The following is a 12,955-nucleotide window of genomic DNA, read 5'->3' as shown; positions in this document are numbered from 1 at the left end:
GCAGGGCAAAAGAAACTTAGGCGAAGGATTCAATCTCCACACCAGCTTCCTCAAGGCCGGCGCGCACCGCCGCAGCCAGCTCAACAGCACCAGGGGTATCGCCATGGATGCACAGCGAATCTGGCTTCACGCGCACCACCGTGCCGTCTACGGCGAGCACCTCGCCCCGCACGGCAAAGCGCACGGCCCGCTCAACTACAGTTGCGGCGTCGTGGACCACTGCGCCTTCCTGCGAGCGCGGCACCAAGGTGCCGTCCGGCATGTAGCCGCGGTCCACGAAAGCTTCCCGGAACACCGGATGGCCGGATTCTTCGGCGAGGCGCAGGAACGCGGAACCCGGCAAGCCAAGGACGGGAAGCCCGGGATCGTAGGCGTGAACGGCGGCAACCACGGCTTCTGCCTGCTCCACGTCGTTGACGATCCTGTTGTACAGGGCGCCGTGCGGTTTCACGTAGTCCACCGAGGCGCCCACCGCGTGGGCCATGCCGTCCAGGGCACCAAGCTGGTAGAGCACGTCCCCGAAGAGCTCGTCGAAGGACATGTCCATCGATCGGCGGCCGAAGCCGTGCAGGTCGCGGTAGCCCACATGGGCGCCAACCCGGACGTCGAGCTCGAAGGCCGCACGGCAGCTGTCCAGCATGGTCACCGGGTCGCCGGCATGAAAGCCGCAAGCGACGTTGGCGCTACTGACAATCCGAAACATCGGGGCGTCGTTTCCCATGGTCCAGGAGCCGAACGACTCCCCCGAATCAGCGTTGAGATCCACTATTTCCGCCTTCCAGCGCGTTCTGGCGGGCGGCTGGGAGCAGCTCGCCCGGGATGGTGTCCGGCATAGGACCGAATGCTTCTCTCGCCGCGGCCGCCACCGCACGCCCCATGATGCGGTTCCCCACTCCGCCCACTACGGCCCCCACGCCGAAGGGCAGGGCGCGGCCAAGGAAGGCGGTGCCTTGGTGCCTCAGCAGCTTCTTGAGGAAGGCGCGCTGGATGGCGTCGCGAACTACTCCGAACCCTCCGCCGGGCAGCTTCTTGGTGAGTGTCTTGCCCCAGGCCTGGGTCACGCCTTTGCCCTTGCCGAGCGATTGTCCGCTCAGGGAACCCAGCAAGGCGGTGCCCTCTTCACCGAGCATGATGGCCATGACCATGGTGCGGGCCCGGTCCGGATCGGTCAGGCGGATGCCGTGGAGCTCGGCCAAGGAAGCGGCGTAGAGCGCGGTTCCTTCCAGGAAGCCGATAGTGGCCACCGCGGACAGGCCCAGCGAGGCCGCAGTGCCGATACCGGGCACGACGGCGGTTGCCCCCACCGCGGCTCCTCCACCGGTGACTGCGGCAAGGTAGTCCCGCTCCAGTTTGGCGGCCAGCTGCGCCGCGGTGGCCTGCGGGTGCCTGCGGTGAAGTCGGCGCAGGTTCGCCAAGACAAGGGGGCGCTGCACCTCGACGGCGCGAAGCAGGACATTGTGGACACCGGGCCTGGCTTTGCCGTTGGCGTCGAACACGGTGTTATGGGCGGTTTCCTGCGCAATCTTCACTGCTGGATTGGGTCGCTTGGCCATTCTTCACCTCTGCATTCAGCCGTTGGATTCGTGCGGTAGTTCCTTGGCCTAGCCTAGGCCACGCACCCCCTCCCCGGCGTAGACTTTAAGGCGTTCGCGGGAACAGTCCAACGAAGGACAGGAAGTATCCGGAATGAAGAAGCCAGCAGAGCCCAACGACGTCCGCCACCACAGCGACGCCCCTGCTGAAGGGGAAACCGAGGGCTGGGTGTTCCACGAGACCGGGCTGCATAGCCAGGAACCCGCCGAAGGGCCGGACACCGACGACGCCCCGGAATAATAGCGTTCAGCCGCGCAATCCTGGGGCTGGAAATGGCCTCGCACGGAGTGCTCGTATCTCCGGGGGATACCCAACCGGGGCAATTGTTGGCGCGCGTCCTTGAAGAGTTGCGCGCTTTGGAGAAGCACGACGCCGCGAGCTTCCGTGCCGTCCGCCGCAAAGTCTCCGCGGAAATCTCCACTCTGGACGCCGCCGTCGTCTTCAGTCTCGCCGAAGGTTTGGTGGAAGCCGGCTTTGAGTGGGAAGGATGGGAGTTCATCAACGCCCACCGGGCGGCTTTCGCGGCCCTCACACCGGCCCGCTTGAAAGAGCTGGGGGCAGGCATCGCTTCCTGGGGCCAGGCCGATGCCTTCGCCACGATCTTGGTGGGGCCGGCGTGGCGCGAAGGGCTGATCTCGGACTCCGACGTTGACGGCTGGGCACGGAGCCCGGACCACTGGTGGCGTCGTATTGCCCTTGTTTCCACCACCGTGCTCAACACCAGGTCGCGGTGGGGAACCGGCGATACGCAACGCACGCTCGCCGTCGTCGGGATTTTGATCAACGATCGCGACGACACGGTGGTCAAGGCAGCCAGCTGGGCGTTGCGGTCCTTGGTGCCGTGGGATCCGCGTGCCGTCCGGACCTTCTTGGAATCGCATGAGACCGAGCTTGCCGCCCGCGTGAAGCGCGAGGTGCGGACCAAGCTCGAGACTGGGCTGAAATCGCGTCGGCGCAGCGTCCATGGCACTGATCTTTCCAACTGAGGCATTCGCTGTTCCTGGGAGTGGCGCCATGCACATAGCCTTCATCTGTCTGCCTGCGGCGGGCCATGTGAACCCAACGTTGCCAGTGGTCGCCGAGCTGGTTCGCAGGGGCCACAAGGTCACCTATGCCACGTCGGAGAAGTACGCGAAGGCGGTCGAATCTGCCGGCGCCGCATTCTTTCCCAGTGGAGAGGATCTGGCGGCCTTGCTCCCCCCGCGCGAGCGTTCCGCTGAAGGCGGTCCGGCACCGGCAGACGGCGGCGCAGCGCCCGCTAGTGGAGGTCCATCACCGATGACGGGGATGTTCGCCGGAATGCCGTCCGGAATGATGTCGGGACTGCTTGGGCGGATTCTCAAGGGCGCAAGGGAGGAATTCCCGACGCTGCTGGCCCGTCTTGCCGAGGAACCGCCGGACGGAGTGGCCTACGACGCCATGACGCTCGCCGGGAAGATGGCTGCCGCGAAGCTGGCCCTGCCGGACATTGCGTTGCTTCCGAGCTATGCCACCAATGAACATTTCTCGATGCGGGATCTCATGCCCGGCCCTCCGCCGCCAGGCATGGTCGAGGCCTGGAAACAGGTCGGCCAGCGGATCCATGATTTCGCCGCCGAGCAGGGCGTGGGCCATCTGCAATTCATGGGAGGCCCTCCTGCATCGTTGAACATCTCCTTCATCCCGAGGGAATTCCAGCCCTCGGGAGAGACGTTCGATGCCAGGTTCCATTTCGTGGGCCCGTGCCTCGGTCTGCGTGGCAACGAGGGGGCCTGGCAACCCCGGGAGAAGGACAGGCCGCTGCTGTTTATCTCATTGGGCACCACCCCGTTGAATGACCGGCCAGACTTCTTCAGGATGTGCCTGGAAGGATTTGCGGACACCGACTGGCAGGTTGCCATGGCAATCGGAGAGCGCGTCCAGGAGTCCGAGCTGGCGGACATCCCGGAGAACTTTGAGGTACGGCCGTTCTTTCCGCAGCTGGAAGTCCTAGCCCACGCCGACGCTTTCCTTTCCCACACCGGAATGAACTCGACCATGGAGGCGCTCTATTTCGGCGTGCCGCTGGTGGCCTTCCCGCTGCAGCCCGAACAGGGCGCCAATGCACGCCGCGTGGAGAATCTGGGACTCGGCCGGAGGCTCCCCCTGGAGGGGCTTACCCCCGGGCTGATCCGGGAAACTGTCATTGAAGTCAGTAGCGATCAGGCGATCCGGGGCAACCTCGAGGCAATGAGCGCCAGCGTCCGCAATTCCGGCGGAGCGCCCGCAGCTGCCGACGCCATCGAGGACTTCCTGCGCGGCCCCACTGTCCGCCTTCCAGTGCCGCCCGATGCTGTGTAGCGTGTAGCCATCATCGCGATGGGAGGGCCTCATGCGCTGGATCAATGCTCCCGCGGGTATGCCGTGGAACAACCCATGGCCGCACGACATGGTGATCAGCGTCGAGGACCGCTCCCTGCCCCTGAACGAACTTCTGTTCATCCGGCACGCTTGGGCCCTAGCCCCCGACGCCGACATTCCCGCACTCTCACCCCGTCCGGATCCGGGGGCTCACGGCCCCCCGGTTCGGCAAGCGTCGCCGAATGGGAGGAAAGGTGGCAAACTGCCTGGAGCCGCGCCTGGGACTGGTACAAGATGAGGGAACGGACCGCGGAAAACAGGCCCACACCTGAGGCGATCCGGCAGGTCACCCGGCCGGGTCAACCGCTCCACCCGTTCATTCCACCATTGTGGAGTTCTGAGTACGGCAGCGAGGGCGTGGACCAGGCGGCTTTCCATGCCTGGCACAATTCCCTGGTCCCTACCGTTCCGCCGATTGCGGAACGCGATAGCCTGCAGGCCTTGATCCCGGCCTGGGAGAGCGGCCTGGAAGAAATCATCGTTCTCCCCTACGCCGGCTTCTACGCCAAACGCATCAGCCGCCGGCAACTAGTTGTTTCGGCGGTGACGCGGAGCGACCCCCCGAGCTACAGCCGGGCATTGGCGGTTCGGCTAGCCGAGGGCGGCTAAGCCCGCCCCTCGCCCCGCTGACATACCGCCCGATGCTCTGTAGCGTGTAGCCAACACCCGCGCGACGCCCGCCAGGAAGGACACCGTACATGGCCGCTGGATCCAAGGAAGACCCCTGGAAGCTCACCACCCCGTCTGGCTCCTCCGACTACACGATGTATCGGGACGAAGCGGGTGACCCTCCCGCGATCGTTTGCCAGGTGGGTTCCACGACCCTCAAATACCATTTGAGCGCCATCGAAGACCTGCATGCGTGGCTACTCCAGCAGGGCGATTGGGTGCCGCTCGGCGCCGCCGACGAGAACAAACCGGCCGTCGAAGGCACCGTTGAGGCCTGGGGGCGCGACGGCGGCAATCCGGTGGGCGGTTGGTACGGCCTGCGCAAGGGATACCGCGGCCGTTTCGGCATGTACATGCCGCCGCTCCTGGAAGCCCTTGGCCTCGCCGAACTTACCCACGAGAAGCGGAACAACAGCATGCGGGGCATAGCGCCTCAGTAGGGAGCAGCTCAGGCGGGGTTCGACGACGGCGCGCGGCCGCCGTCGTCATGCGCGTTCCCGCTGGGTTCGGCACCCAGCCGCCCCGCCGCGTCCTGTTGGATACGTGCGGCTTTGGACGAATAGTCCGCGATGACGCGTAGTTCTTGGTCGCTGTACCCTTCCAACAGGCTCGCCAGGCCGCCCATGAAATCGACGAAATAGGGCATTGCAGCGGTGACCTGGTCCCCCACGAGCTCGATCAGCACCTTCCGTTTGTCCCCTTCGTGCCGGACCCTGCGGGCCACACCCTTGCTCTCGAGGCGTTGCATCAGTCCCGTGACCGAGGCTGGAGCCAGCCCGGAATGTTCGCCGAATTCCCCCGCCGTCATGGGTCCGAAGCGCAGCAGGATGTCGATCGCCTTGCCCTCCGTCGCTGACAGTCCGCGCAGCTCGGACAGCTTTGTGTGGAACATGACGGCCGCCGTCGAAAGCTCCCGTCCCGAGGCAAAGACCGCCTCAAGCAATTCTTGGCGCTGCATACTGACGCCGGTGTGGTTCTCCATCCTCCGAGGCTAGCAAATTATTTCGTCTCACCGAAAGGATTGACGGCACTTGGCGCCAGCCATATATTTCTTTTAACCGAACGAAATAAATTGCAAAGGACTCCGCCATGCTGAACTGCTTTGTCATCGGATCCGGAATCGCCGGACTCGCCACGGCCATCTCGCTGCAGAAAGCCGGCCATCACGCCACCGTCTTCGAGGCCTACAGTGAGCCCTCGGACGGCGTTGGCGGCTTCCTCACCGTGGCCGTCAATGGCTTCGATGCCTTGGAAACCCTCGGGCTCAAAGGCGCAGCCGCCAATCTGGGCTTCAGCACCCCACAGATGTCCATGTACCTGGGCAGCACCGGAAAACACCTCATCGACTTTGACTACGGCGGATCCCTCCCTGACGGCACCACCGCCCGCACCATGACGCGTTCCGAGCTGTATGGAATGTTCCGCGAGGCGGCCAGTCACCGCGGGATCCGCATCGAGTATGGCAAGCGGCTCGCTACGGTAGAAGAAGCGGACGACGGCGTCACGGCCGTTTTCACCGACGGCACCTCAGCTCATGGAGACCTGGTGGTCGGCGCGGACGGCCTCCACTCGGCCGTGCGGCCCCTGATCGACCCCTCATCCCCCGCTCCCCGCAATATCCCCCTGCTCAACACCGGCGGCATTGTCGAGGCCGGGCTGCTCACGGCCGAGCTGCTGAACCTTGAACCGGGGCGTATGAAGATGGTCTTCGGCAAGCGCTGCTTCTATTGCTACATGCAGGATCCGGAGGGAAGGATCTGGTGGTTTGCCAATCCGCTCCAGCGGTCGTCGGAAGATCCGGCCGTGTTGGACCACAGCGCCCGCAAGTCCTGGCTTAGTCATCTCGTGGCCGGGGACCGCACCCCGATGGCCAAGATCATCGCCGCAACTGACGGCATTATCAGGCCGTACACGACCTCCGACTTTCCGAGCATCCCCAGCTGGCACCGCGGCAACCTGGTGTTGGTGGGAGACGCCGCCCACGCCGCATCGCCGTCGTCCGGGCAAGGCGCCTCCATGGCTATCGAAGACGCCGTCGCACTCGGGCGATCGCTCCGGGGCATCTCGCCCGCGGACATCCCCGGCGCCCTGTCCCGCTACGAGAAGGAACGCCGGAGCCGGGCGGAATTGGTGGTCGAATGGGGTCGACGGAACGCCGCCCCGAAGATCCGCGGCCAATTCAAGCGAGTCTTCGAAGACCTTGTGCTGAAGGCCGCCTTCCGCTCACTCGCACGGAAGACGGCCGACAACTTCGACTGGGTCTATCGCCACCACATCGACTGGGACGCGCCGGAAACGGCACCGGCGCGCTGAACTTCGCTTAGCACCCCACGTCCCCTGCGCCATCCGGGAGTCAGCCGTTGGGATAGGCCTGTGCGATCAATTTCGCGCGGAGCACTGCGATCTGGGCGTACATGTCGTGCACCAGATAGAGGTCACGACGCCGGGTCCACGGCTGTCCGGACTGCGGATCATAGGTGCCGGGCATATCGATGCCTTCGGGTGCGAAAGCGTCCATCCCGCGATCTTGGGTGGTTTGGACACAGCGCTTGATGTGGTCCCGGAATCCTACAATTCCGGCGATCCCCGCAGGCTGAGCGGCGCGCAGCTCCTTGACCTGGGCTGCAACGCCGTCCGTGCTCAGATACACAATGGTGCCATCCGCCGAAATGACCGGTTCAATCGAGGTCACCCCGCTCATGTGGTACTTGGACTCGAGGAACCTGGCGATTTCCCACTGGGCAAAGACGGGAAGGTCGCGCCTCGCCCGCAGCTTCGCAACCGTGTCCGCGAGAGCTTCGTTGACCGGTCCAGGCTCGTAGAGCACGCGGCTGGGATCTCCGCCTCCTGCCGGCCGTCGGTTGCCGAAACCGTAGGCAATGATGAAATCAATGCTCTCGACCGGCTTGGTTGGCGGATGCCAGTTGAATCCTATGTCTTCAATGTGGGGTTCCAGAGAGGCGGCGGTGGCACGGTCGTCCAGTTCACGTTCCAAAGCGTCCAACATGGTGCGTGTGAGTTTGGCGTCCTTTCCTTTCTCGGACGAGTCCGCGAGGGCCGGAGTAGTGGTGAGCAGCGGTGCCGCCGCGGTCAACAAGGCAGCGGAGGCGAATGTCCGTCGATCCATGGGAGGAGTCCTTTTCCTGAGAGGTCTCCGGAGACCGTATCTGCGTCCCATGAATCAGGAATGAACCGTTCCCGAATAACTCCGAAACCGCAGCTCCCCACCGGCCTGAGCTTGCGAAGGCTGGGAGCCGGTGGGGAGCAATCGATGGGCCCAGTTAGACCCGCGCGCTTCCGATCACGGGGAGTCCCGCCGTCGGGAAGAGGCTCGGGAAGACCGATGGTGCGGGGACCGGCATTTCGTCGAGGGGCACAGTGACGGTCTCGACGCCGACGACGACCCGCTGCCCGCGCACGCTGACCTCCAGCACGCTGGCCTCCAAAGGTGCGGCACCGGCGTCGGGCGCTGAACCGGAATCCGGGACCAGCGCAAGGCTGATAGACCCCGGACGCAGCTCGACGGACAACAGCCGCCCACGGATCTTGAGCCGGAAGGACAGGCTGTCCCACTCGGCCGGCAGCCGCGGATCGAAGTGCAGGACCTGGCCCTGGTCCCGCATACCCGCGAAACCGCATACCAAGGAACTCCAGATTCCGCCTGTGGATGCGATGTGCACGCCGTCAACAGTGTTGTTGTGCGTGTTGTCCAGGTCAATGAACAGCGCCTCGGTGAAGTGCTTGAGCGCGACGTCGGAATAGCCCACCTCGGCCGCCATGATGCCCTGCACGCACGCGGACAAGGTGGAGTCGCCGGTGGTGATGGGATCGTAGAAGTCGAACGCGCGCTGCTTTTCCGAGGCGGTGAAGTCCTGCCATTGCAGGAACATCGCCAGCACCGTGTCCGCCTGCTTGAGGACCTGGTGCCGGTAGATCACCAGCGGGTGGAAGTGGAGCAACAGCGGGTACTTGGACCGCGGCGTGGACCAGTCCCACGGCTCCAGGGTCATGAAGTCGTTGTCCTGGCTGTAGATCTCCATGTGCGGATCGTAGGGAAGGGACATACGCGCCGCGGCCTGTTGCCACACCATCCGCTCGGTTTCCGGGACATCCGGATGCTCCAAGGCTGCGGCGGCACGCAGGTTAAAGCGGGCCATCACGTTGGTGTAGAGGTTGTCGTTGACCACGGCCGTGTACTCATCCGGGCCGGTGACGCCGTGGATGTGGAACATGCCGTCCTTGCCGAAGAAGCCCAACGAAGCCCACATGCGCGCCGTCTCGATCAGCAGATCGGCGCCCACCTCGGCGCGGAATCCGGCGTCGCCGCTGGCCCACTGGTAGCGGTTGGTGGCGAAGGAAATGGCGGCGGCGATGTGGAACTGCGCAGTGCCGGCGGCGTAGTAGGCGCTGGCCTCGAGACCGTTGATGGTGCGCCACGGGAACAGCGCACCGTCGACGCTTAGTTCCTTGGCCCGGATCCGGGCGTCGGGCAGCATGGCATGGCGCGATTCCAGGACCTGCCGCGCAGCTAACGGGTTGGTGTACGTCAGGTACGGCAGCAGGTACACTTCCTGGTCCCAGAAGTAATGGCCCTCATAGCCGGAGCCACTGACTCCCTTGGCGGGGATGCCCGCGACGCCGGCACGCGCAGTGGCCTGGGCAAGCTGGAACAGGCTCCAGCGCACGGCCTGCTGCAGTTCGGGCTGGCCACCAATGGTGATGTCAGCGGTGGACCAGTAGTCGCGGTAGTGCGCGGCCCCTTCGGCAAGGATCGTGTTGAACGGGACGAGCCCCAACTCGGCATCCGATGCCAGGATCTCGCCCGGCTCTGCTGCGTTTGCGTCGGCGCTGTTCACGACGTAGCTGACGCTCTTCTCCAAGCGGAAGGTCTCGCCCTCGCTCACTGCCATGACGTAGCGAACCGTGGACTCGTCCTCCCCCACCACGGTTTCGAACGGCTGGCCTTCGGCAGAGATCCAGTGGTCCACGGCCATACCGATGCGCTGGTGGGATTCAGCAGTCTCCCAGGCGAGACGCAGGGATCCATCGGAGCCCTGGAGGTGGAGGGGGCGCAGCACCCGGCCGGCGTGGCGGCCGGAGCGGCGGGGATCGTGGGCCGAGTGGTCCTCCACAGGTTGGTCCTGCCGATTGATCACCAGGGACGTGATGTCCGCAGACACCAGGCGATCGGCGGTGAGGCTCAGCTCGATGCCAAGGGAACCCCGGGATTCGATTCCGACTGCGCGGCGTTCCACCGTGGTGACGGTTGCTCCCGAACGGCATTCCCAGGTGATGGCGCATTCATACACGCCCGTGGCGAAATCGATGCTGCGCCGGTAGTTCTGCACCGTGGACTCGGCGAGGCTCAGGTGCTCGCCGTCGACCACAACGTTGAAGTTGTTGGCATCGGGAACGTAGACGATCCTTTGTCCCGTGCGGGCGAAACCGTAAGCGTTCTCGGCATGCTTGATGTCCCACGTTTCGTGGAAACCGTTGATGAACGTGCCGGGGAGTTCGGCGTCCGCTCCCGCCCAGTGGGCGCCGCGGATGCCCAGGTGGCCGTTGCCGAGGCTGAAGAGGGTTTCGAGCGTACCGGCGTCACCGGGAACGTGGATGCTCTCCACGAGCTTCCACGGTTCACAAGGGAAGCGCAGCCGATCGGAGCTGATGAGTGCCATGGACTGTTGGGTTCCTTCTGTTTCTGGTGAAACGGCTTGGGTGAAACGGCTTGGTTAGAGGAGTTCGTCGAGGTCGTCGACCACGAAAGTTGCACCGGCGTCGAGCAGGGTCTGGTGGCCGGCACCGCGGTCCACCCCGATCACCGCGCGGAAGTTCCCGGCACTGCCGGCCTGCACGCCGGACACTGCGTCCTCGACGACGACGCAGCCAGCGGCGGGAACGTCCAGCAGCGCGGCCGCGTAACGGAAAGTTGCGGGGTCCGGCTTGCCCGGAAGCCCGACGGCGGCCGCCACCTGGCCGTCGACCACCACAGGGAAGTAGCCATCCAGTCCGGCCGCCTTCAGGACCGCGGGTGCGTTACGCGATGAGGATACGACGGCGAGCTTGAGTCCCAGCTCCAAAGCGGCGTGGATGAAGCGGACGGAGCCCGCGTAGGGCTCGACGCCGCGCGAATCCACGATCTCGTTGAAGATCCGGTTCTTGCGGTTGCCCAGGCCCTGCACGCTGGTGTTCGCGGGATCGTCGTCGATCGGCCCCTCCGGCAAGCTGATTCCGCGGGAGGTGAGGAAATCCCGTACGCCATCGAAGCGCGGCTTGCCATCGATGTGGTCGAAGTAGTCACTCTCCTGGTAGCCGTCCGGGTGGCCGGTTTCCGCCAGGTAGCCGTCAAAGAGCTCCTGCCAAGCCTGCTCATGCACGACGGCGGTGGGCGTGAGCACGCCGTCGAGGTCGAAAAGGAGCGCGGCAGCGCCGGTCCAGGCAGTCTTCTGGGTGGTATCAGTCATGGTGTGCAGTGGTCCGTTCAGCGCTGGCGGCGCGTGGTTTTGCGTTCAATGAGCTTGGTGTCAAGGAAATGGTTGGAGGGTTCGTTTGGAGCGTCGGCGTTTTGGAGGCGGTCCACCAGCAGGTTGGCAGCGAAGGCACCCTGGTCCGCCACCGGCTGCGCCACTGTGCTCAGTCCAAGGAACCAACTCATGGGGTGGTCGTCGATTCCAATCACGGAGACATTCTTCGGTGCGGACAATCCATGCTCGCGCATGGCCATCAGGGCTCCGAAGGCCGCCTCATCACAATCTGCGAAGACTGCCGTGGGAAGGCTTCTGTGGGCAATGAGTTCGTTCATGGCTTTGCGGCCGCCGTCGATGGTGGAATCCGAATTGATGACCAAGTCCGGATGAACGGTCAGGTGATGGTCCTTCAATGCCCGGCCGAATCCCTTGAGCCTGTCGCTGGACGTCAGTACGGAATTCTCCTGGGTTTCGCGGCCGGAAAGGACCGCCAAATCCCAATGCCCCAGCCTCAAAAGGTGCGAGGTAGCCTGCCAAGCCGCAAGTTCGTCGTCGATCCCTACGTTGTCCCACGGTACGGAAGTCATCCCCACGCTCGCAACTGCAAGGCCGGATGCGGCCAGGAGGGCAACCTCGTATTCGCTCAAGTCAACGTTGAGGAGGAGCACGCCGTCCACGCGTTGGGACAGGCCAAGGAGGTCGCCGAAGATCTTCCGTTTGACGCTCGATTTGCCGCGCAGGCTGATCAGAACAGTGTCGAAACCGCTGTCTCCGAACACTTCCTCGGCGGCCTCGACGGCCTGGGCGAAGAACCAGGCGGTGGCGGTGGGGGCGATGATTGCGATGGAGCCGGTGTTTCCGCCGGCCAACCGGGCTGCGGCGGAGGATGCCTTGTAGCCGAGCTTGGCGGCGGCGTCGGACACTTTCGCTTGTGCTTTTTCGGACACGTTCGGCAGGTTCCGCAGAGCGCGTGAGACGGTGCAGATGGACAAGCCTGAGAGGACTGCGACGTCCTGAATTGTCACGCGTTGAGCCTTAACCATTCAACACGGCCTCAACCCTTTCATCTTCTGGATTAGACGGCACATCCTTGCACCGCCGAAGAAGAGTGTAAGCGCTTACAATTTTGGCAATCAAGAGTTGTTTTCCAGCATCACTGAATGTGACGCGGGGCTCACCTCAGCGGAGGACGTAGTACTTCAGAAACGCGCTGACATCAGTCATTTCCGGGGCCTCGATCCGATGCCCCATCCCAGGGTAGGTTCGCGCGGTGAGAGCCGTGTTCTTGTCGAGCCATTCCGCCGTGTGCTCAATGGCATCACTGAAGATCACGGGATCGGCTTTGTCCCTGCCCCAGAAGAACGGCGGTGGCGAGTCGAAGGACTCGCTTAGCGCCAGAAGATCGTTTTCCAGTACGAATCCGGAGAGGCCAACGGTCGCTTTGAAGCCTTCCGGACGAAGCCGCAAGAGGGTACTTGCCATGGCCATGCCTTGGGAATAGCCCAGGAGGCTCACGCTGCTGTGGTTGCGTTTGACTGAGTCAATCCAGGCGAACACCTTGTTGGTGGCGGTAATGACGTCCGCAAAGTCATTGGCCAGGAAGTAGTCCAGCAGAAACCAGCCGTAGTGGTCGCCGATCGGCATGGGCCCACGGAGCGCAGCGCAGGTGAATTCCCGGGGAAGCTGTGGGAAGAGATCCACCATTCGCTGCTCGTCCGTACCGTATCCGTGCATCATCACAAGCAGCGGCGTCCCGGCGCGCTCATTTTCCGGCTTGGACCAGACGACTGTTTCCATGGGCCACAGCTTAGTGGTGGCGGGACCGCGGTCGGTTGGACCGCACGGGC

At 64.2% G+C, this 12,955-nt stretch carries 14 protein-coding genes; 6 read left to right on the top strand and 8 right to left on the bottom strand.

Features of this window, described 5'->3' with window-relative positions; translation table 11 throughout:
* Window positions 1-16: 16 nt before the first annotated feature.
* A complete protein-coding gene (locus ACX5I4_RS00710) occupies window positions 17-766 on the bottom strand; it encodes a LamB/YcsF family protein (RefSeq protein WP_461834961.1) in 750 nt (249 codons plus the stop codon).
* A complete protein-coding gene (locus tag ACX5I4_RS00705) occupies window positions 750-1,553 on the bottom strand; it encodes a hypothetical protein (protein ID WP_461834960.1) in 804 nt (267 codons plus the stop codon). Before ACX5I4_RS00705 ends, ACX5I4_RS00710 begins: the two co-directional genes overlap by 17 nt.
* 133 nt (window positions 1,554-1,686) lie before the next feature.
* Here ACX5I4_RS00705 and ACX5I4_RS00700 point away from each other — a divergent pair, with 133 nt between their 5' ends.
* From ACX5I4_RS00700 to ACX5I4_RS00680, 5 genes are all read left to right on the top strand, one after another.
* A complete protein-coding gene (locus ACX5I4_RS00700; protein WP_461834959.1) occupies window positions 1,687-1,833 on the top strand; it encodes a hypothetical protein in 147 nt (48 codons plus the stop codon).
* 32 nt (window positions 1,834-1,865) lie between these two features.
* The gene (locus tag ACX5I4_RS00695; protein WP_461834958.1) at window positions 1,866-2,579 is read left to right on the top strand and encodes a DNA alkylation repair protein; all 714 of its coding nucleotides are present in this window, start codon (window positions 1,866-1,868) and stop codon (window positions 2,577-2,579) included.
* Window positions 2,580-2,607: 28 nt separating this feature from the next.
* Window positions 2,608-3,912, top strand: a complete 1,305-nt coding sequence (locus ACX5I4_RS00690; protein WP_461834957.1) for a macrolide family glycosyltransferase — start codon at window positions 2,608-2,610, stop codon at window positions 3,910-3,912.
* Between the two features lie 294 nt (window positions 3,913-4,206).
* The gene (locus tag ACX5I4_RS00685; protein WP_461834956.1) at window positions 4,207-4,581 is read left to right on the top strand and encodes a hypothetical protein; all 375 of its coding nucleotides are present in this window, start codon (window positions 4,207-4,209) and stop codon (window positions 4,579-4,581) included.
* Window positions 4,582-4,670: 89 nt separating this feature from the next.
* Window positions 4,671-5,081 carry a DUF6855 family protein gene (locus tag ACX5I4_RS00680; RefSeq protein ID WP_461834955.1) on the top strand — a complete coding sequence of 137 codons (411 nt, stop codon included), beginning with the start codon at window positions 4,671-4,673 and terminating at the stop codon, window positions 5,079-5,081.
* An 8-nt stretch (window positions 5,082-5,089) separates the two neighbouring features.
* Here ACX5I4_RS00680 and ACX5I4_RS00675 read toward each other — a convergent pair whose 3' ends face one another.
* Entirely contained in the window at window positions 5,090-5,623 is a 534-nt protein-coding gene (locus ACX5I4_RS00675) for a MarR family transcriptional regulator (protein ID WP_461834954.1), read from the bottom strand.
* A gap of 107 nt (window positions 5,624-5,730) precedes the next feature.
* Here ACX5I4_RS00675 and ACX5I4_RS00670 point away from each other — a divergent pair, with 107 nt between their 5' ends.
* Complete coding sequence (locus ACX5I4_RS00670) at window positions 5,731-6,954, top strand: FAD-dependent oxidoreductase (RefSeq protein ID WP_461834953.1); 1,224 nt, start codon at window positions 5,731-5,733, stop codon at window positions 6,952-6,954.
* A gap of 40 nt (window positions 6,955-6,994) precedes the next feature.
* On the opposite strand, the gene ACX5I4_RS00665 is transcribed toward ACX5I4_RS00670, so the two are convergent.
* The 5 genes from ACX5I4_RS00665 to ACX5I4_RS00645 form a co-directional block, all read right to left on the bottom strand.
* Window positions 6,995-7,768, bottom strand: coding sequence for a hypothetical protein (locus tag ACX5I4_RS00665; RefSeq protein WP_461834952.1), 774 nt, complete (start codon window positions 7,766-7,768; stop codon window positions 6,995-6,997).
* Window positions 7,769-7,922: 154 nt separating this feature from the next.
* Window positions 7,923-10,319 carry a glycoside hydrolase family 65 protein gene (locus tag ACX5I4_RS00660; protein ID WP_461834951.1) on the bottom strand — a complete coding sequence of 799 codons (2,397 nt, stop codon included), beginning with the start codon at window positions 10,317-10,319 and terminating at the stop codon, window positions 7,923-7,925.
* 54 nt (window positions 10,320-10,373) lie between these two features.
* Complete coding sequence (locus ACX5I4_RS00655; RefSeq protein ID WP_461834950.1) at window positions 10,374-11,105, bottom strand: HAD family hydrolase; 732 nt, start codon at window positions 11,103-11,105, stop codon at window positions 10,374-10,376.
* Window positions 11,106-11,122: 17 nt separating this feature from the next.
* On the bottom strand, window positions 11,123-12,133 hold the full coding sequence (locus ACX5I4_RS00650; RefSeq protein WP_461834949.1) for a LacI family DNA-binding transcriptional regulator: 1,011 nt from the start codon (window positions 12,131-12,133) through the stop codon (window positions 11,123-11,125).
* Window positions 12,134-12,287: 154 nt separating this feature from the next.
* Window positions 12,288-12,905, bottom strand: a complete 618-nt coding sequence (locus ACX5I4_RS00645; protein ID WP_461834948.1) for an alpha/beta hydrolase — start codon at window positions 12,903-12,905, stop codon at window positions 12,288-12,290.
* Between the last annotated feature and the right edge of the window lie 50 nt (window positions 12,906-12,955).

The organism is Arthrobacter sp. MMS24-S77 (genome assembly GCF_054888235.1).
The sequence above is the reverse complement of the archived record's forward strand: the minus strand, read 5'-3'. Positions and strand labels throughout refer to the sequence as shown.

Coding starts and splice junctions, on each gene's coding strand:
- ACX5I4_RS00705 (WP_461834960.1), bottom strand. CDS start 1,553: ATGGCCAAGCGACCCAATCCAGCAGTGAAGATTGCGCAGGAAACCGCC.
- ACX5I4_RS00700 (WP_461834959.1), top strand. CDS start 1,687: ATGAAGAAGCCAGCAGAGCCCAACGACGTCCGCCACCACAGCGACGCC.
- ACX5I4_RS00695 (WP_461834958.1), top strand. CDS start 1,866: ATGGCCTCGCACGGAGTGCTCGTATCTCCGGGGGATACCCAACCGGGG.
- ACX5I4_RS00690 (WP_461834957.1), top strand. CDS start 2,608: ATGCACATAGCCTTCATCTGTCTGCCTGCGGCGGGCCATGTGAACCCA.
- ACX5I4_RS00685 (WP_461834956.1), top strand. CDS start 4,207: ATGAGGGAACGGACCGCGGAAAACAGGCCCACACCTGAGGCGATCCGG.
- ACX5I4_RS00680 (WP_461834955.1), top strand. CDS start 4,671: ATGGCCGCTGGATCCAAGGAAGACCCCTGGAAGCTCACCACCCCGTCT.
- ACX5I4_RS00675 (WP_461834954.1), bottom strand. CDS start 5,623: ATGGAGAACCACACCGGCGTCAGTATGCAGCGCCAAGAATTGCTTGAG.
- ACX5I4_RS00670 (WP_461834953.1), top strand. CDS start 5,731: ATGCTGAACTGCTTTGTCATCGGATCCGGAATCGCCGGACTCGCCACG.
- ACX5I4_RS00665 (WP_461834952.1), bottom strand. CDS start 7,768: ATGGATCGACGGACATTCGCCTCCGCTGCCTTGTTGACCGCGGCGGCA.
- ACX5I4_RS00660 (WP_461834951.1), bottom strand. CDS start 10,319: ATGGCACTCATCAGCTCCGATCGGCTGCGCTTCCCTTGTGAACCGTGG.
- ACX5I4_RS00655 (WP_461834950.1), bottom strand. CDS start 11,105: ATGACTGATACCACCCAGAAGACTGCCTGGACCGGCGCTGCCGCGCTC.
- ACX5I4_RS00645 (WP_461834948.1), bottom strand. CDS start 12,905: ATGGAAACAGTCGTCTGGTCCAAGCCGGAAAATGAGCGCGCCGGGACG.